Consider the following 16,863-nt stretch of genomic DNA (forward strand, 5'->3'; position numbering starts at 1 on the left):
CCCCGGCCGGGATTAGCGCCATTATGTTCGGTTTCATCAGACGCAAAAAGTCGTCCGACCCGCAGTCATCCGACCAGGATCAAGCCGAGGCGTTGCAGCCTGTCGAAACGCAGGAGGCCGCTCCGGAAGCCATTCAGGAAGCGCCCCCGAAACCCGCTCCGCCCCCTCAGAACGAAGTCGCGCCCCCTGCCGAACCAGCCGCCGCAGCGCCGCGCGAGGGCCTGTTCGCACGCCTGCGCAAGGGCCTGTCCAAGACCGGGCGCGGCCTCACCGGCGGCGTCGGCTCGCTGTTCCTGGGCCGCAAGGCGATCGACGACGAGCTGCTGGAAGACCTGGAAACGCGCCTGCTGACGGCGGACGTCGGCATCGAGGCGACCACGCGCATCATCGACGATCTGACCGCCCGCGTGCGGCGCAAACAGCTCGGCGATGCCGAGGCGCTGTTCGCCGCGCTGCACGAGAACATGAGCGACATCCTGCGGCCGGTGGCCATGCCGCTGACCGTGGACGCCGGCAAGCGGCCGTTCGTGATCCTGATGGTCGGCATCAACGGCGCCGGCAAGACCACCACCATCGGCAAGCTCGCCAAGCATCTGCAGAGCCAGGGCAAATCGGTCCTGCTCGCCGCCGGCGACACCTTCCGCGCCGCGGCGGTCGAACAGCTGCAGGCCTGGGGCGAGCGCAACAGCGTGCAGGTGATCGCCCAGGGCAGCGGCGCGGACAGCGCCTCGGTGATCTTCGACGGCCTGCAGGCGGCGCGTGCGCGCGGCGTCGACGTGCTCATCGCGGACACCGCGGGACGCCTTCACACCCAGACCAATCTGATGGACGAGCTGCGCAAGGTGAAGCGCGTGATGGCCAAGCTCGACCCCGAGGCACCGCACGAGGTGATGCTGGTGGTCGACGCCGGCATCGGCCAGAACGCGCTGGTGCAGGCGCGCGAATTCCATGCCGCGCTGGGGCTGACCGGAATCACCGTGACCAAGCTCGACGGCACGGCCAAGGGCGGCATCCTGTTCGCCATCGCGCAGCAGATCGGCATTCCGATCCGCTTCATCGGCGTGGGCGAGGCGGTGGACGATCTGCGCCCCTTCGAGGCCGAGTCCTTCGTCTCGGCGCTGCTCGCGGAGCCCGCCCCGGAAGACGCATAGGCGGCGCCATGATCCTGCTGCAGCACGTCGGCAAGCGCTACGACACGGGCCAGGAGGCCCTGGCCGACGTCAGCTTTTCCCTGGATGGCGGCGAGATGGCCTTTCTCACCGGGCACTCCGGGGCCGGCAAGAGCACCCTGCTCAAGCTGATTGCGATGATCGAGCGTCCGACGCGCGGCCAGATCCTGGTCAACGGCCGCAATCTCGGCACCGTCGGCAACCGGCATGTCCCCTATTACCGCCGCCAGATCGGCATGATCTTCCAGGACCACCACCTGCTCTACGACCGCAGCGTGGGCGACAACGTCGCCCTGCCGCTGGTGATAGCCGGCCTGCGCCATGCCGAGATCCAGCGCCGCGTGCGCGCCTCGCTGGACAAGGTCGGCCTGCTGCACAAGGAACGCGCCCTGCCGGTGACGCTGTCGACCGGAGAACAGCAACGCGTCGGCATCGCCCGCGCGGTGGTCAACAAGCCGCCGATCCTGCTCGCCGACGAACCCACCGGCAACCTGGACCCGGAACTGTCGCTGGAGGTGATGAGCCTGTTCGACGAGTTCAACCGCGTGGGCGTGACGGTGCTGGTCGCCAGCCACGACCACGAACTGATCCGCCTGATGGACAAGCGCGTGATCAGCCTTTACGCGGGCCGTCTCGAAGACGACCCCACGCATGCGGTGCCGCACCGATGATCCGCCAGCGTCCGCGCCGACGCCCGGCCAAGCCCGCCAAGCAGGCTCCGCCCAAGGCGGCGCCTCGCGCCGCCGGCGAATCCCTGCCGAAACCCGGTGCCTGGGCGCTCAACCATGCGCGCGCCTTCTTCTTCAGTCTGGGCAAGCTCTATCGCACTCCGCTGGCCAGCGCCATGACCGTCGCCGTGATCGGCATCGCCCTCGCCCTGCCGGCCGGCCTTTATGTGGTGCTGTCGAACCTCGAACAGCTGGCGGGCGGCTGGGATCGCGGCGTGCAGATCACGCTTTATCTCAAATCCGGCACCTCGGATCAGGCCATGACCACATTGGCGGAGCAGCTGCAGAGCGACCCGCGCATCGCGCGGGTGAAGACGGTCACCCCGGCGCAAGGCCTGGCGGAGCTGTCCGCGTCTGCCGGCTTCGGCGATGCCCTGCAGGCGCTGCCCAGCAACCCGCTGCCGGCGGTCGTCATCGTCTACCCGCACCTGCAGGGGCGCCAGACCGCGCAGATCCGCAACCTGCGCGAGGCGTTGGCTGCGCGCCCCGAGGTGGCCGACGCACAACTGAACCTGGTCTGGGTGGAGCGTCTCTATGCCGTCGTTACCATCGCCCAGCGCGCGGTGTGGGTGGTCGGCGGCATGCTGGGGCTCGCGGTATTGCTGGTGGTCGGCAACACCATCCGGCTCGACATCCTCAACCGAAGTCAGGAGATCGAGGTCGCCAAGCTCATCGGCGCCACCAACGCCTTCATCCGCCGGCCGTTTCTCTACGGAGGCTTCTGGCTGGGCCTGCTCGGCGGGCTGCTCGCCCTGCTGCTGCTGACCGTCGCACTGCTCCTGCTTGCAGGACCGGTGAACCACCTCGCCGGGCTCTACGACAGCCGCTACACCCTCTCCGGTCTGGATTTCGACGATGCCCTGCGCCTGCTCGGGTTGAGCATCCTGTTCGGCCTGGGCGGATCGTGGCTGGCCGTGGGCCGCCACCTGCGCGCCATCGAACCGAGCTAGCGCACCCGCAAGACCGCATCGGATGTATAATTTTGTTGTCGGCAAAAGCTGGGGCCGGCCTTGAAAGTGGTTTGAACCGTCCCCATGTCATCTTGTCGAACTAGTTTGAGACCCACGTCGGCCCTGCGCCGAAGGATGAAGACAGCGATGAGCAAACAGTTGGCCACCATTCATGGCACCACTCTGCCGAGCCTCAACTCGGGCAGCCTGGAAAGCTATATCGCGGCCGTGCATCGCCTGCCAGTGCTCTCCGCCGAGGATGAGCGTTCGCTCGCACGCCGGCTGCACCAGCACAACGACCTGGAAGCGGCACGCAAGCTCGTGCTGCACAACCTGCGCTTCGTCGTGCAGGTTGCACGCGGCTATCGCGGCTACGGCCTGCCGCTCGGCGACCTGATTCAGGAAGGCAACATCGGCCTGATGAAGGCGGTCAAGCGCTTCAATCCGGAAATGGGCGTGCGCCTGGTGTCCTTCGCCGTGCATTGGATACGCGCCGAAATCCACGAATTCATCCTGCGCAACTGGCGCATCGTCAAGGTCGCAACCACCAAGGCCCAGCGCAAGCTGTTTTTCAATCTGCGCAGCGCCAAGAAGCGCCTGGGCTGGTTGAATCAGGAAGAGGTGGAGACCGTGGCGCGCGATCTCGGCGTCAGCCCGCGCGAGGTGCTCGAAATGGAGTCGCGGCTTTCCAGCCAGGATACGGCTTTCGACCCCGAGCCGGCCTCGGACAGCGAGGACAAGGTATTTTCGCCCTCCGCCTACCTCACCGACGAGCGCCCGGATCCGGCCGCGCTGCTGGAGGAGGAGGATTGGGAGAGTCACCACCAGGAACGCCTGCACAGCGCGATGGCGGATCTGGACGCACGCAGCCAGGACATCCTGCGCCGCCGCTGGCTGACCGAGCCCAAGGCCACGCTGCATGAGCTGGCCGAGGAGTACAACGTTTCGGCCGAACGCATCCGGCAGCTGGAAAGCAACGCCCTGCGCAAGCTCAAGGGTGCGATGGTTGCCTGAACCGCTACACTCGCTCACTACCGAAGGGGCGCCACCGCGATGCGGTTGGCGCCCCTTCGCGTTTCGTAGCCAGCGTTTTACACTCGGCGCTCACAGCCAGTAGGCGAACATCACGGAAAGAAAGCTCGCCCAGCTGAACACGATCAGCACCACGATGATCGCCAGCGGTATGTTCTGCTTGTTCATCACTCTCCCCCTTTGCGTGTCTCGTTTCAGCTGCGACCCGAGCCGGGGCGCTTGTCTGTACCTGCATCCCGACCGGGCAAACGCGGATCGTCGTCGTCCATCAGCATGCGCTGCGGCGGCCCGTCCAGGTCGTCGTACTGCCCGCTTTTCACGGTCCAGACGAAGGCCAGTACGGCAATCAGCGCCAGCAGCCCGGCGAGCGGCAGCAGCAGGTAGAGGATATTCATCGCAAGTCGCCTCCACCGTCGCGTTCGTCGCGCGCTGGGAGATCGCGCAGGCGCAAGGCGTTCATCACCACGATGAGCGAACTCGCGGACATGCCGATCGCCGCCATCCACGGCGTCAGCCAGCCGGTGGCGGCCAGAGGCACGGCGATCAGGTTGTAAGCCACGGCCCACGCCAGGTTCTGTCGCACGATGCGCCGACAGCGCCTGGCCACCCGGATCGCCTGCGGCAGCCGCGCGAGCCGGTCGCTGAGCAGCACCACGTCGGCGCTGGCCTGTGCCAGCGAGGTTCCGCCTGACATCGCGACCGACACGTCCGCACCCGCCAGTACCGGGGCGTCGTTGACCCCGTCGCCGACCATGCTCACGACCCGGCCTTCGTGCTGCAGTTGCCTGACCGCCTCCAGCTTGCCCTGCGGCGACAGCCCGCCGACGGCATCTTCGATACCGGCAGCGCGTCCCGTCGCAGCGACGGCCGCGGGGGCGTCGCCGCTCAGGATGCGCAACCGCATCCCGAGGGCACGCAGTTCGTCGATGGCCGTGGCAACGTCCGGGCGCAGGCGGTCGCGCAGGCGGAACTCCGCCAGCACGACCGACTCGTCGCCCAGCCAGACGACCGTATCCTCCTCCGACCGCAGTTCGACATCGCCGGGCACTGCCGGCCGTCCTGCCGGCACAACCCATGCCGGACGCCCGATGCGCAGGCGTCGCCCGTCGACCCTGCCGGCGATGCCCGAGCCCGGCTCGGCGTGCAGCTCGTCCGCAGGCGGCGGCGTCTCGACGCAGGCGACGAAGGCCTGTGCCACGGGGTGACCGGATTCGCGCTCCAGCGCCGCGGCCCAGCGCAGGCACTGCTCGGCATCCAGACCCGGCGCGGGGCTCACCGAAACCAGCTCGGGTCTGCCATAGGTCAGGGTGCCGGTCTTGTCGAAAACCATGTCGCGCGTCTGCGCCAGGGTCTCCAGCGCGTGGCCTCGGGTGGCCAGCAGCCCCAACCGACCCAGCGCGCCGGTTGCCGCAGTGATCGCAGCCGGCGTCGCCAGCGACAGGGCGCAGGGACAGGTCACCACCAGCACGGCCAGCGTCACCCAGAAGGCACGCGAAGGGTCATACCAGTACCAGAAGGCGTAGACGGCCAGCGCCGTCAGCAGTACGCCGCCGACGAACCAACTCGCCACCCGGTCTGCCGTTGCGGCCGCGCGCGGCTTTTCCGCCTGGGCCCGGTCGAGCAAACGGATCACGGAAGCCAGCACGCTGTCTTCGCCGACTGCGTCTACACGCACGGTGAGCGGACTTTCCACGTTGATGGAACCGCCGACGACGCGTTGGCCGCGTCCGCGTCGGCGCGGCAGGGGCTCGCCGGTGAGCAGCGATTCGTCGACGCTGCTGCCGCCATCCTCGATCACGCCGTCGGCCGGGATGGTCTCGCCCGGGCGCACCCGCACCCGGTCACCCGGAACGAGTTCCAGCGCCGCCACCACACATTCCCCCGCAGCCTCCACGCGGCGGGCGACGGTCGGCCGTTGATGCACCAGGGCCTCGACCTGCTCGCCGGTGCGATGCCGGGCCAGCATCTCCAGAAAACGCCCGACCAGCAGGAAGAACACGAACATGGTGATCGAATCGAAATAGACCTCGCCGGTGCCGCTCAGGGTGGCCCAAACGCTGGCCGCGTAGGCCCCGGCGACGGCCAGCGCCACCGGTACGTCCATGCCCAGCGTGCGCCGGCGCAGATCACGCCCAGCAGCGCCGAAAAACGGCCGCGCGGCATACAGCACCACCGGGGTGGCAAAAGCGAAACTGACCCAGCGCAGCAGGGAGCGCGTGTCCGCGCCCATCCCGCCGTGGTCGCCCGCATACAGGCCGACGGCCACCATCATCACCTGCATCATGCCGGCGCCGGCCACGGCGATGCGCTTGAGCATCTGCGCGCGCTCGTTGCGCTGGACGCGTTCCTGACGCTCGGGATCGAAGGGGTAGGCGCGATAACCGATCGCCTCGATGGCGGCCAGGATCTCGCTGAGCTTGATCTGCTGCGCATCCCAGCGCAGACGCGCACGATGCGTGGTGTAGTTCACGATGAATTCGCGCACGCCGGGCAGCTCGCGCACATGCCTTTCGCTCAGCCATGCGCAGGCGGCGCAGACGATGCCCTCGATCACCAGAGAGGCTTCGCGTTCCTCGCCCGCGCGATGCACGAAGCTGCGCTGCACCGCCTCGCGGTCGTACAGCGCCAGTTCCTCAAGTTCGGCAGGGACGAGTTCCGCCCGACCGGCAGGGCGGGCGGTACGATATCGGTAGTAATCCTCCAGCCCGCCTTCGACGATGGCACTGGCGACGGCGGCGCACCCGGCACAGCACATCGGTCTCGACTCTCCCAGCACCCTGACGGCATGGTTCGTGCCCGCAGGAACCGGCAGGCCGCAGTGGTAACAGACGGCCGTGCCGTCCGTCGCCGCGGGCGTTGCACTGTCCCGATAGGCCACTTGCGCGCTCACGGCGTCAACCGGCCTCCTCGCCGCGCGCGGGCTCGACGACGGTCTGCCCACGCTCTTCGTAGAGGTCGTCTCCGCGCTTGACGTCGAGCAGCAGATCCCAGCGGCCCGGATACGGCAACTCGATACTCGCCTGATACAGCCCCGGCTTGACCTCACGCATCTGGAAGATCCGGTCGTCGGCCTCGTTGGAGGGGCGCATGAAACGCCCGCTCACGCTGGCCTGAGATAGGGGATGCCCGTCACGGTCGCTGATCTCGACCTGGAAGATCTCGGCGCCGTTCGCCCTCGGCACACCGAGAAAACCCTTGCGCAGCTGCCATCCCAGACGTTCCTGTGCCTCCAGGCGTTCCAGATAGCTGGCGTAATCCTCCGTTTTGTCCTGATAGTCGTGCGGAACCACACCGGGAAAGTCGGAACGCACCTCGACGTCGTGCTCCGGGGAAGGCAGCAGCCAAGATGCCGTCTGCGGCGAAACACCATTTTCGGCGAAATTGATGATCACCGCATCGACCATGGCAACGCTGCCGAGGAACATGACGATGATCGCAGGGGCCCAGTTGAACCACCGCTTGCCCACATGCAGTTCGCGGTGACCCTCCCAGTGCGTGGTGATGATGCTGAGTCCATAGGGCGTGACCAGATACAGCACGAGATGGATCGCCAGCACGTCCAGCCCCTGCCAGTTGAACGCGGCGTAGGGGGTGTAGAAGGCCAGCACCAGCACCGCGACGATCAGGCCGACCTGCTTTCCGCGCATGCGCGTGAACCGGTACAACAGCACGTAGACCAGGAATGCCAGACTGACCCCGATGCCCAGGGTACTCACGAGATTCGTGGACAGCACTTGATCCTGCATGGGCTTACCTCGTGTAGAACTGGCTCGGCACTTTGAGGGGGGCGGATGCCCCCTCTTCGGGGACGAGTGCGAAATCGAAAGGTATCCGTTTGGGAGCCTTAGCTTGCAGCGTCAGCCGCAATTTCACGTAAATGGTCAGGCTTTCCTCCGGATGGAGTTCTATTTCGTCGGCGGGCTGCACGCTCATGCTCGCACCGGCCAGCCCGACCACACCCACACGCAGTTCGAGATCGTGCACCGAGGTATTGTTCACGACGATGGCATAGCTGTTCTGGATGCTGCCGTCCGACAGCATGACGGTCAGCGGCTGCCGGGTCTGGCGCACGCTCGCATCGAATGCGGCCCGTGTGGCCACGCTGTTCACCAGCAACAGCGCAGCCAGCAACAACGCGGCGCCGTAACCCCAGGTCTTGAGCTTGAAGAAGCGCGTACGGCCACCTTCGAGCGCACGTTCGGAGGTATAGCCGATCAGCCCGGTTCGCCAGCCCAGATTGCGCATGATGCCGTCGCAGGCGTCCACGCACAGTGCGCAGTGGATGCACTCCACCTGCAGACCGTCGCGGATATCGATGCCCGTCGGACACACCTGCACGCAGTAGCCGCAATCGATGCAGTCGCCGTGCCCGGCCGCCTGACGCTCATCGCGGCTCTTGAGCGCACGCGTCACCTTGTGCCGTCCGCCAGCACCCTCGCCCCGGTTGCGATCATAGCTGACGATCAGCGTATCCCGGTCGAACATCACGCTCTGGAAACGCGCATAGGGGCACATGTAGGTACATACCTGTTCGCGCACGACGCCGGCGAAGAGATAGGTCGTGGCGGTCAGCAGCAGGACGGTTGCATAGGCGGCAAACGGCGCACTGCCGGACACGAAAGACGTCAGCAGCCGGGGCGCATCGGCCCAGTAGGCGGCAAAGGTGAACCCGGTCCAGAACGCAAGCGCCAGCCACATGGCATGGGTCAGCGCCAGCTTACCGATGCGTTCGGCCGTCCAGCCGTGCGCGCGCAGCCGCATGCGCGCGGGTCGTTCACCCTGAACCCAGCGTTCGATCAGTAGATATGCATCGGTCCACAGGGTCTGGAAGCAGAAGTAGCCGCACCACACGCGCCCGGCGATGCCGGTGACGAAAAACAGAAGCAGCGCCGCAATCAGCAGCAATATCGCCAGCCAGAAGATGTTCTGCGGGAACACCACCAGATCGAAGAAATAGAAGTGCCGGCTCGGCAGGTCGAACAGCACCGCCTGCTGCGGGCCAGTGGCCCTCTCCCAACGCATCCAGGGCAACAGGAAGAACACCGTGTACGCCAGGATTAATATCGCGTACTTGAGGTTGCGGAAACGCCCCTTGACCGATCGCGGATAGATCGCGATCGGTATTTCAGGGGCCATTGCGCTGACGCGATCATGCATACCCGTTTACCTGCTGTATTCCCGGGCCGCCGCCTCGCCACACATGGGCGGCGCCTGCCGCGGGAGGACGGCTAGCTGCCGCCGCCGAGCGCGTGTACGTAGACCGCCAGCAACTTGATCTCCGTCTGGCTCAAACGATGATCCCAGGCCGGCATCTGGCGCTGCACGCCCTGTTTGATCACCCCCTCCACCGCGGCCAGCTTGCCGGCATAACTGGGCGATCCGGACACGTCGGCAATCGTCCAAACGTGGTCGGCGAGATTCGCCGAACCGACGGCGCGATTGCCGGTACCGGCCGCCGTATGGCAATAAAAACAGCCGGCCTGATCGCTGCGGAACAGACGCGCGCCGCGCTGCACCGCTTCGGGATTGCCGCCCTGAGTTCCGGAAAGGCTCAGCACGAACTCCGCCAGATCGGTCAACTGCGTTGCCGTGAAGCTTCCCTGGAAGGATGGCATGAAGCCGTGGCGTCCCTGTGCGATGGTCTGCCTGATCTCGGCCAGACTGCCTCCCCACAACCAGGCATCGTCGGTCAGATTGGGATAGTGACCGAGCACACCCTGACCGCCTGCGCCATGACATGCCGCGCAATTGTCGCCGAACAGGCGCTTGCCGATCTTCATGGTGAAGTCGAGCAGTTGCGGGTCGGTGCCGAGTTGCTGCATCGAGGCCTGAGAGGCTTTTTCGAGCCAGGTCTTCTGCTTGATCGCCTCCGGCCCGGACTGCATGTCGTGCACGAATTCGGCGCGGCTGCTCCAGGGCACGGTGGTCTGCTTGCCGTTCGCCTGCGTGTAGGTGACGGTCTCCACACCGCGGGTGAACGTCTTGCCGATCGGCCATGCCGGGTACAGGAACCAGTACACCACGGCGAAAACCACCGTGCCGTAGAAGGCCCAGATCCACCAAGTGGGCAATGGATTGTTGTATTCCTGAAGGTCGCCGTCCCAGACGTGACCCGTCGTTCCCACTTCGGAGCCGTCCCTCTGTTTGTTAGGTTCGTCCATCATCGCCCCCTCTGCGAGACCGCTTTTCCTGCCCGTCTTCTTGGGCGCCCTTCTCGTCCTCGAACGGCATGTAACGATAGGTTTCGAGACGCGCGGAACGCCGCTTGTTGGTATAGGTGTAGATCACGATGCCCACGAACAGCGGGAACAGCAAAGCCAGCAGCGTTGTCTTGTGGCTCGCGAGTTCGACCAGTGATTGCCAGATTTCAGCCACAGCGCTTCCCTCCCGCAGCTTCGTCAAGCCCACTAACGGAACTTGACGAAGTAGCCTTCGCCATACCGGTTGAAGTCGACCTCGGTGCCCAGCACCTGGAGATAGGCGACCAGTGCGTCCATCTCGGTCAATCTGTTGGGCAAACCGTCGAAGTCGGCTTCCTGCGCCTGTCGGATCAGGTTTTCCTGCGCCTGATTGATGTCCAGCATGCTCGCCATCTTGGCGCCGAAACGCTGGACATTGGCGTCATATTCGACCTTGGTTTCCGAATAGGGGACGCCGGCATCGCGCAGGGAACGCATGCGCGATGCCACGTGCGCGTAGTCCAGATCGTGCTGCAGCAACCAGGGATAATTCGGCATGATCGACTCGGGCACCACGGAGCGCGGAGCGATCAGATGCTGCACCATCCAGGCGTTGGAGTACTTGCTGCCGACACGTGCCAGATCCGGCCCCGTGCGCTTGGAACCCCACAGGAAGGGATGATCGTATTCGGATTCGGCCGCCAGCGAATAGTGCCCGTAGCGCAGGGCCTCGTTGCGGAACGGTCTGACCATCTGCGAGTGGCAGTAAAAGCAGCCCTCGCGCTGGTAGATGTCACGCCCGCGCAGTTCGAGCGGGGTATAGGGATGCACGGTCTGGACGGGCTCTACCGTTCCCTTTAGGTAAAACAGAGGAACGATCTCGACCAGACCGCCGATAGCCACCACCACCAGCGTCAGGATCATCAGCAGGCCGGCATTCGTCTCGATGTTTTCGTGTCTCATGCGCTTCCCCCTTACGCCCTGGCCGGCTCTGCGCTGTCACGCGCCCCGCCGGGCGTGGGCTCGGACTTGGCACGCAAGATGGTCATGCCCAGGTTGTAGACCATGATGATCGTGCCGCTGAGGAAGAAGGCACCCCCGATCCAGCGCGTCACATAGGGTTGATGCAGGAACTCGACGGATTGCACGAAGGTGTAGGCGAGGTTGCCGTACTGGTCGTAGGCGCGCCACATCAATCCCTGCCCGATGCCCGCGACCCACATCGCCACGATGTACAGCACGATGCCGATGGTGGCGAGGAAGAAATGGACATACACCAGGCGCTGGCTGTACAGACGGGTGTTCCACAGCGTGGGGACCATGTTGTAGAACGAACCGAACGTGATCATCGCGACCCAACCCAGCGCACCCGAATGCACGTGTCCGATGGTCCAGTCGGTGTAGTGCGAAAGGGCGTTGACGCTCTTTAGGGCCATCATCGGGCCTTCGAAGGTCGACATGCCGTAGAACGAGAGCCCGGTGATCAGGAACAGCATGATCGGATCGGTTCTCAGCTCCTCCCACGCCCCCGAGAGGGTCATGACGCCGTTGATCATGCCGCCCCACGACGGCATCAGCAGCAGGATGGAAAAGGTCGCCGCGAGCGTCGAGGTCCAATCGGGCAGCGCGGTCCAATGCAGGTGATGCGCACCGACCCACATGTAAAGAAAGATCAACGCCCAGAAATGCACGATCGACAATCGGTAGGAGTACACCGGGCGGCCCGCCTGCTTGGGCACGAAGTAGTACATCATTCCCAGGAAGGCCGCGGTCAGCAGGAAGCCGACCATGTTGTGGCCGTACCACCACTGCGTCATGGCATCCTGGACGCCGGAAAACAGCGAATACGACTTGAGACACGTGGGGCACACCGGCACGGCCAGATTATTGAAGATGTGCAGCAGGCCGACGGTCAGGATAAAGGCCATGAAGAACCAGTTGGCCACATAGATGTGCGGCTGCGAACGGCGCAACAGTGTCTTGACGAATATCCAGCCGTAAGTCACCCAAACTACGGCGATGGCAATATCGAAGGGCCATTCGAACTCGGCGTACTCGCGCGACTGCGTGTAGCCGAACAGGTATGACACCACGCCCAGTGCGATGGTGATATTCCAGCCCCAGAAGGTGAAGTTGGCGAGCGTGTCGCTGTATAACCGCGTCTGGCAGGTCCGCTGCACCACGTAGTACGAGGTCGCAAACAGCGCGTTGGCGGCGAAGCCGAACAGGACGCTGCTGGTATGGACCGGACGGAATCGACCGAAGGAGATTTCGGCCACGCTCAGATTCAAGTGAGGGAAGGCAAGCTCGCCGGCGATCCAGACTCCGACACCCATGCCGACCAGTGCCCACACCATCGCCATGACGGCGAACTTCTTGACGATGTCGAAGTTGTACTGTTCGTACACCGCAGTCCGCGCACCCCCTATGGACGGACCAGCCCCTGCCACGCTGGTGACTGCCATCGCTGCCTCCCCCACAACTTTTTATACAGTAGTTTTATGGTTTTATTTCAGGCCACTTTACTCCCGAGACCGCAAAAAATTCAACCCCGAAGGGAACTAAATCAACATCGACACTGTCTCAACCTCGCCGGGGGTTTTCGTTCGCCCATCAGTTCTTCCGCCCGCGCCGGAGCCACTCCAGGGAGACGGGGACTTCCGGTACCGGCTCCGATTTATCCATGCGCCCCTCCCCAACCCAGGCGTGGCCGTAAACGACTTCGTAAGTCGCCGGCAGCAGCCCGTCGACGCGGCGGTAGGCTTCGTAGGCCCGGCACATGTTCGTCAGCGCCACCCTTCCGCCCAACCCCTTGCCCCGACCTGCGGATGCATTGGTAGCGCCCAACGCCTTGAGGTCGCGCAACAGCCCAGTCACTTCGTTATAGGTCAATGTAATCCGTTCCACATCAACCACCGGGTCAAGAAAACCGGCACGCAGCATCGCGTCCCCGAGATCGTGCATATCCATGAAGAGACCGACGTGCTGACCGCCATCCACTTCGGCCCAGCTCGCGCGGAGTTCGCGCAGCGTGTCCGGCCCCAGCGTCGCGAACATGAACAGGCCACCGGGGGCGAGCACGCGCCTCACCTCATCAAACACATGACCCGGCGGGTGGCACCACTGCAACATCAGACTGGAACAAACCAGGTCGAACGTACCATCGCCGAAGGGTAGCGCAGCGGCATCGGCCGCCACCGCTAGCGGGCGTCGGCGCCAGCGACCACGGCGGGATGCGTGTCGCAGCATGCCCTGCGCCAGGTCCGAGGCGATTACCCGGGCACGCGAATAACGTTCAAGCAGGCCTGCCGTGGCCAACCCCGTCCCCGCGCCCAGGTCAAGTACGCGCACTGGCTGAAGCTTGACCATCTCCAGCCGTTCGACGAGCCTTTTCGCCACTTCCGCCTGCAGGGCCGCCGCACTGTCGTAGCTATCCGCGGCACGCTCGAAATGAGCGCGCACCGCATGGCCGTCCAATGCGTAGTCCGTCATGTCGTCCTTCAATGATTATTCACTCCGCAATCAGCATCCAAAGCGCGTCGGCTACCGTGCCGGCATCCAGAATGAACGGGGCGTGGCCGGCACCCACTCCACCCACGATACGCATGCGTGGCGCGAGACGAGCCAAATCGTGCGCGCATGAGACGGGGATCAGCGGATCACCATCGCCCCATACCACGCCTACCGGCTTGCCGAAGGCAGCCAACCCGGCACGCTCGTCTGCCTCGATCAGCATGCGCAGCCCTCCCTGCAAGGCCGAGGTATTCGCACGCACACCACCCAGCAACTCGTGCAGGCGCCGCAGGCCGGAAGCCGCATTTGCACTACCCTTGAACAACAGGGCATCGAATCGAGACAAGGCGCGCGCCGGATTGCGATCCAATCGCCTAGCGAACGCATCGAGTTCTGCGCGCGGCATTGCGCCCGGCCAATCGCCGGCTGCCGTAAACCTGGGTGTCGAGGCCAGCAGCACCAACCGATCGACACGATCCCGTGCCAGACGCGCGGCAGCGATGCTCGCCAGACCACCCAGCGACCATCCCAGCCATGTCGCATGCGACGGCGCAGCCGCCAGCAGTTCCCGCGCCAATGCTTCGATCTCTTCCGGCCAGACACTCGCGAGATTCAGGCCGTGCCCGGGGAGATCTATGCTGGTTACGCGGAATTTCGTCGCCAGCTCGTCGATTAGCGGCGCCAAGGCACCGGCATGCATGCTCCATCCCGGCACGAGCACCACGTCATCGCCTTCGCCGCGTGTGACAGCTTGCAAACTCACCCCGTGCACCCTTGCTCAATCGGTTATGATCGCGCACGTCAAGACGCCTCAGCCACTTCCCGACCCGATAGAATGCCTTACGACTTCCTGCTGCTCGCCGCCGCCTACCTGCTCGGCTCCGTGTCTACCGCGATCCTGACCTGCCGCCTGATGGGATTGCCCGACCCGCGCGGCGTGGGCTCGGGCAATCCCGGAGCGACCAACGTATTGCGCGCCGGCGGCAAAAAGGCCGCCATCATCACGCTGCTCGGCGACCTGATCAAGGGCACGCTACCCGCAGCCGCGGCCATGCTGCTGCACCGCGGCGAGACGGTCGCGGCGCTCGCCGGCTTCGCGGCCTTCCTGGGACATCTGTATCCGATTTACTTCGGGTTCAAGGGTGGCAAGGGCGTGGCCACGGCGCTCGGCGTGCTCATCGGGATCAATCCCCTGACCGGAGCGGCGGTGGCGGCCACCTGGCTGGGCATGGCCTTGATCTTCAGGATTTCGTCACTGGCTGCGCTTATCGCCTTCGCGTTGGCGCCTGTCTATTTTCTGCTCATCACGCAGGCCGCGCAGGCCGCCTGGGTACTCGCGGTCATGAGCGTGCTGATTTTTTGGCGGCACCGCCGCAACCTGCGCAATCTGGCGCAGGGCACAGAGCCCCGTATCGGACGCAAGGCAAAGGACTAGCCGACCAGCGATGCCAGTGGCCAGCGCGGCATGGCGCGAATCTCGAGATCGTCTGACTGCCCGGCAACCAGCCTGCGCCAACCGGCATAGGCGATCATCGCGCCGTTGTCCGTGCAATATTCCGGACGCGGGAAGAAGACGCTGCCCCCCTGGTCATCCACCATAGCCGCAAGACCTTCACGCAGGCGTCGATTCGCACTGACGCCACCCGCGACCACCAGGCGCCGGCGCCCTGTCTGCGCCAGCGCACGCCGGCACTTGATCAACAGGGTATCGACCACCGCATCCTCGAAGGCGCGCGCGACGTCAGCGCCGATATCCGCTTCGCCGGCCTCACGCAGCGTATTCATCGCAAAGGTCTTGAGCCCGCTGAAACTGAAATCCAGCCCCGGCCGATCGGTCATCGGCCGGGGAAAGCGAAATCGCTGCCCATCGCCCTGCTGCGCCAGCGCGGCCAGCGCGGCACCGCCCGGATATGGCAAACCCAGCAGCTTCGCGGTCTTGTCGAACGCCTCGCCGGCAGCGTCGTCCAGACTTTCCCCCAGCAGCGCGTAGCGCCCAACGTCCGCCACATCGACCAAAAGGGTGTGCCCGCCGGATACCAACAGGGCGATGAATGGAAAATCCGGGGGCTCGGGCTCCAGCATCGGCGCCAGCAGATGCCCCTCCAGGTGGTGTACGCCGACTGTGGGCACACCCCAGCCGAAGGCCAGACTCCGTCCGACGGATGCGCCCACATGCAACGCACCGATCAGCCCTGGACCGGCCGTGTAAGCCACGGCGTCAGGCTGCATCAAGCCTGCGTGATCGAGGATCTCACGTACCAATGGCAGCAGGCGCCTGATGTGGTCGCGTGAAGCCAGTTCGGGCACCACGCCGCCATACCGCGCGTGCATCGCGGCCTGGGTGTGCAGGCGCTCCGCGACGATGCCGCGGCCACCCTGATAAATCGCCACCCCGGTTTCGTCGCAGGATGTCTCGATCCCCAGAACGCTGCATTGCGCGCCCTGCAAGCTAGCATTTGCCATATCCAACCTATAGAATGCTGGGTTCCGCGGTCAGGGCGCGGCGTAATTGCATGCCCGAAACCGCACATTATTCCACAGATCCTCAAGGAGCTAGTGAGTTCGTATGCCGAATGTCCGCGTGAAAGAGAACGAGCCTTTTGAAGTCGCGCTGCGCCGTTTCAAGCGCACCTGCGAGAAAGCGGGCGTGCTGACCGAAGTCCGCCGCCGCGAGTTTTACGAAAAGCCCACCTCGGTGCGCAAGCGCAAAGCCGCTGCCGCCGTGAAGCGCCAGGCCAAGCGCATTTCCCGCGAAACCGCTCGCCACACGCGCCTGTACTAATCGGACCAGGTCTCCGAAGGTTCTTGCAATGGGCGCGCAAGCAGAGCTGAAATCCCGCATCGAGGAAAGCGTCAAAACCGCTATGCGGGCTGGCCAGCAGGAACGCCGTGACGCGCTCAGGCTGATCCTGGCAGCCATCAAGCAAGTTGAGGTCGACACGCGCAAGGACTTGTCGGACGCCGACGTACTGGCCATCCTCGACAAGCTCGGCAAGCAGCGGCGCGAGTCTATCGAACAGTTCGCCGCCGCCGGCCGGAACGAGCTGGAAGCCAAGGAACGGCGTGAACTGGAAATCATCGCCGAGTTTCTGCCTCCTCCGCTGAGCGAAGCAGAAATAGGTGCTCTGATCGACGCCGCTATCGCGCAAGCCGGCGCCAGCAGCATCAAGGACATGGGCAAGGTCATGAATGTGCTACGCCCCGAACTGCAGGGACGAGCGGATATGGCTGCGGTGAGCGCCAGCGTCAAAACCAAGCTGAGCGGCTAAGGCGCAATAGCGCGCGGACATCA

At 64.8% G+C, this 16,863-nt stretch carries 18 protein-coding genes; 7 read left to right on the forward strand and 11 right to left on the reverse strand.

Going from position 1 to position 16,863, the window contains the following annotated elements; genetic code table 11:
* Positions 1–23 precede the first annotated feature (23 nt).
* The 4 genes from ftsY (at position 24) to rpoH (ending at position 3,861) form a co-directional block, all read left to right on the forward strand.
* Positions 24–1,151: a signal recognition particle-docking protein FtsY gene (ftsY, locus tag BJI67_RS14660; protein ID WP_070073668.1), complete on the forward strand. Its 1,128-nt coding sequence runs from the start codon at positions 24–26 to the stop codon at positions 1,149–1,151.
* An 8-nt stretch (positions 1,152–1,159) separates the two neighbouring features.
* The gene (gene ftsE, locus BJI67_RS14665; protein WP_070073669.1) at positions 1,160–1,840 is read left to right on the forward strand and encodes a cell division ATP-binding protein FtsE; all 681 of its coding nucleotides are present in this window, start codon (positions 1,160–1,162) and stop codon (positions 1,838–1,840) included.
* On the forward strand, positions 1,837–2,847 hold the full coding sequence (gene ftsX, locus BJI67_RS14670; protein ID WP_083250920.1) for a permease-like cell division protein FtsX: 1,011 nt from the start codon (positions 1,837–1,839) through the stop codon (positions 2,845–2,847). The genes ftsE and ftsX overlap by 4 nt, the downstream gene beginning before the upstream one ends.
* 147 nt (positions 2,848–2,994) lie before the next feature.
* Positions 2,995–3,861: an RNA polymerase sigma factor RpoH gene (gene rpoH / locus BJI67_RS14675; RefSeq protein WP_070073670.1), complete on the forward strand. Its 867-nt coding sequence runs from the start codon at positions 2,995–2,997 to the stop codon at positions 3,859–3,861.
* Between the two features lie 212 nt (positions 3,862–4,073).
* Here the strand turns inward: rpoH and ccoS are convergent, their stop codons facing one another.
* From ccoS to BJI67_RS14725, 10 genes are all read right to left on the reverse strand, one after another.
* A complete protein-coding gene (gene ccoS / locus BJI67_RS14680; protein ID WP_070073671.1) occupies positions 4,074–4,274 on the reverse strand; it encodes a cbb3-type cytochrome oxidase assembly protein CcoS in 201 nt (66 codons plus the stop codon).
* Positions 4,271–6,769 (reverse strand): heavy metal translocating P-type ATPase, encoded by a 2,499-nt coding sequence (locus BJI67_RS14685; RefSeq protein ID WP_083250922.1) that lies wholly within the window; start codon positions 6,767–6,769, stop codon positions 4,271–4,273. Before BJI67_RS14685 ends, ccoS begins: the two co-directional genes overlap by 4 nt.
* Before the next feature lie 4 nt (positions 6,770–6,773).
* Complete coding sequence (locus BJI67_RS14690) at positions 6,774–7,625, reverse strand: FixH family protein (protein WP_070073672.1); 852 nt, start codon at positions 7,623–7,625, stop codon at positions 6,774–6,776.
* A gap of 4 nt (positions 7,626–7,629) precedes the next feature.
* The gene (gene ccoG / locus BJI67_RS14695; protein WP_070074188.1) at positions 7,630–9,015 is read right to left on the reverse strand and encodes a cytochrome c oxidase accessory protein CcoG; all 1,386 of its coding nucleotides are present in this window, start codon (positions 9,013–9,015) and stop codon (positions 7,630–7,632) included.
* A gap of 92 nt (positions 9,016–9,107) precedes the next feature.
* Positions 9,108–10,043 carry a cytochrome-c oxidase, cbb3-type subunit III gene (ccoP, locus tag BJI67_RS14700; RefSeq protein WP_231940865.1) on the reverse strand — a complete coding sequence of 312 codons (936 nt, stop codon included), beginning with the start codon at positions 10,041–10,043 and terminating at the stop codon, positions 9,108–9,110.
* A complete protein-coding gene (locus BJI67_RS17865; protein WP_070074189.1) occupies positions 10,027–10,254 on the reverse strand; it encodes a cbb3-type cytochrome oxidase subunit 3 in 228 nt (75 codons plus the stop codon). Before BJI67_RS17865 ends, ccoP begins: the two co-directional genes overlap by 17 nt.
* 32 nt (positions 10,255–10,286) lie before the next feature.
* On the reverse strand, positions 10,287–11,021 hold the full coding sequence (ccoO, locus tag BJI67_RS14710) for a cytochrome-c oxidase, cbb3-type subunit II (RefSeq protein ID WP_070073674.1): 735 nt from the start codon (positions 11,019–11,021) through the stop codon (positions 10,287–10,289).
* 11 nt (positions 11,022–11,032) lie between these two features.
* Entirely contained in the window at positions 11,033–12,523 is a 1,491-nt protein-coding gene (gene ccoN / locus BJI67_RS14715; protein ID WP_070073675.1) for a cytochrome-c oxidase, cbb3-type subunit I, read from the reverse strand.
* A gap of 148 nt (positions 12,524–12,671) precedes the next feature.
* Complete coding sequence (bioC, locus tag BJI67_RS14720) at positions 12,672–13,562, reverse strand: malonyl-ACP O-methyltransferase BioC (protein ID WP_231940866.1); 891 nt, start codon at positions 13,560–13,562, stop codon at positions 12,672–12,674.
* 7 nt (positions 13,563–13,569) lie between these two features.
* Positions 13,570–14,334: an alpha/beta fold hydrolase gene (locus BJI67_RS14725; protein ID WP_083250924.1), complete on the reverse strand. Its 765-nt coding sequence runs from the start codon at positions 14,332–14,334 to the stop codon at positions 13,570–13,572.
* 72 nt (positions 14,335–14,406) lie between these two features.
* Between BJI67_RS14725 and plsY the strand changes: the two genes are divergently transcribed.
* Entirely contained in the window at positions 14,407–15,006 is a 600-nt protein-coding gene (gene plsY, locus BJI67_RS14730; protein WP_070073676.1) for a glycerol-3-phosphate 1-O-acyltransferase PlsY, read from the forward strand.
* Here plsY and tsaD read toward each other — a convergent pair.
* A complete protein-coding gene (tsaD, locus tag BJI67_RS14735; protein ID WP_070073677.1) occupies positions 15,003–16,034 on the reverse strand; it encodes a tRNA (adenosine(37)-N6)-threonylcarbamoyltransferase complex transferase subunit TsaD in 1,032 nt (343 codons plus the stop codon). The two genes, plsY and tsaD, sit on opposite strands and share 4 nt — an antisense overlap.
* A gap of 103 nt (positions 16,035–16,137) precedes the next feature.
* Here tsaD and rpsU point away from each other — a divergent pair, with 103 nt between their 5' ends.
* Together rpsU and BJI67_RS14745 are read left to right on the forward strand one after the other, a co-directional pair.
* A complete protein-coding gene (gene rpsU / locus BJI67_RS14740; protein ID WP_070073678.1) occupies positions 16,138–16,353 on the forward strand; it encodes a 30S ribosomal protein S21 in 216 nt (71 codons plus the stop codon).
* A 28-nt stretch (positions 16,354–16,381) separates the two neighbouring features.
* Complete coding sequence (locus tag BJI67_RS14745; protein WP_070073679.1) at positions 16,382–16,840, forward strand: GatB/YqeY domain-containing protein; 459 nt, start codon at positions 16,382–16,384, stop codon at positions 16,838–16,840.
* Positions 16,841–16,863 lie beyond the last annotated feature (23 nt).

The organism is Acidihalobacter aeolianus, from assembly GCF_001753165.1.
Lineage (GTDB): Bacteria > Pseudomonadota > Gammaproteobacteria > DSM-5130 > Acidihalobacteraceae > Acidihalobacter > Acidihalobacter aeolianus.

Coding starts and splice junctions, on each gene's coding strand:
- ftsY (WP_070073668.1), top strand. CDS start 24: ATGTTCGGTTTCATCAGACGCAAAAAGTCGTCCGACCCGCAGTCATCC.
- ftsE (WP_070073669.1), top strand. CDS start 1,160: ATGATCCTGCTGCAGCACGTCGGCAAGCGCTACGACACGGGCCAGGAG.
- ftsX (WP_083250920.1), top strand. CDS start 1,837: ATGATCCGCCAGCGTCCGCGCCGACGCCCGGCCAAGCCCGCCAAGCAG.
- rpoH (WP_070073670.1), top strand. CDS start 2,995: ATGAGCAAACAGTTGGCCACCATTCATGGCACCACTCTGCCGAGCCTC.
- ccoS (WP_070073671.1), bottom strand. CDS start 4,274: ATGAATATCCTCTACCTGCTGCTGCCGCTCGCCGGGCTGCTGGCGCTG.
- BJI67_RS14690 (WP_070073672.1), bottom strand. CDS start 7,625: ATGCAGGATCAAGTGCTGTCCACGAATCTCGTGAGTACCCTGGGCATC.
- ccoG (WP_070074188.1), bottom strand. CDS start 9,015: ATGGCCCCTGAAATACCGATCGCGATCTATCCGCGATCGGTCAAGGGG.
- ccoP (WP_231940865.1), bottom strand. CDS start 10,043: ATGATGGACGAACCTAACAAACAGAGGGACGGCTCCGAAGTGGGAACG.
- ccoO (WP_070073674.1), bottom strand. CDS start 11,021: ATGAGACACGAAAACATCGAGACGAATGCCGGCCTGCTGATGATCCTG.
- ccoN (WP_070073675.1), bottom strand. CDS start 12,523: ATGGCAGTCACCAGCGTGGCAGGGGCTGGTCCGTCCATAGGGGGTGCG.
- plsY (WP_070073676.1), top strand. CDS start 14,407: ATGCCTTACGACTTCCTGCTGCTCGCCGCCGCCTACCTGCTCGGCTCC.
- tsaD (WP_070073677.1), bottom strand. CDS start 16,034: ATGGCAAATGCTAGCTTGCAGGGCGCGCAATGCAGCGTTCTGGGGATC.
- rpsU (WP_070073678.1), top strand. CDS start 16,138: ATGCCGAATGTCCGCGTGAAAGAGAACGAGCCTTTTGAAGTCGCGCTG.
- BJI67_RS14745 (WP_070073679.1), top strand. CDS start 16,382: ATGGGCGCGCAAGCAGAGCTGAAATCCCGCATCGAGGAAAGCGTCAAA.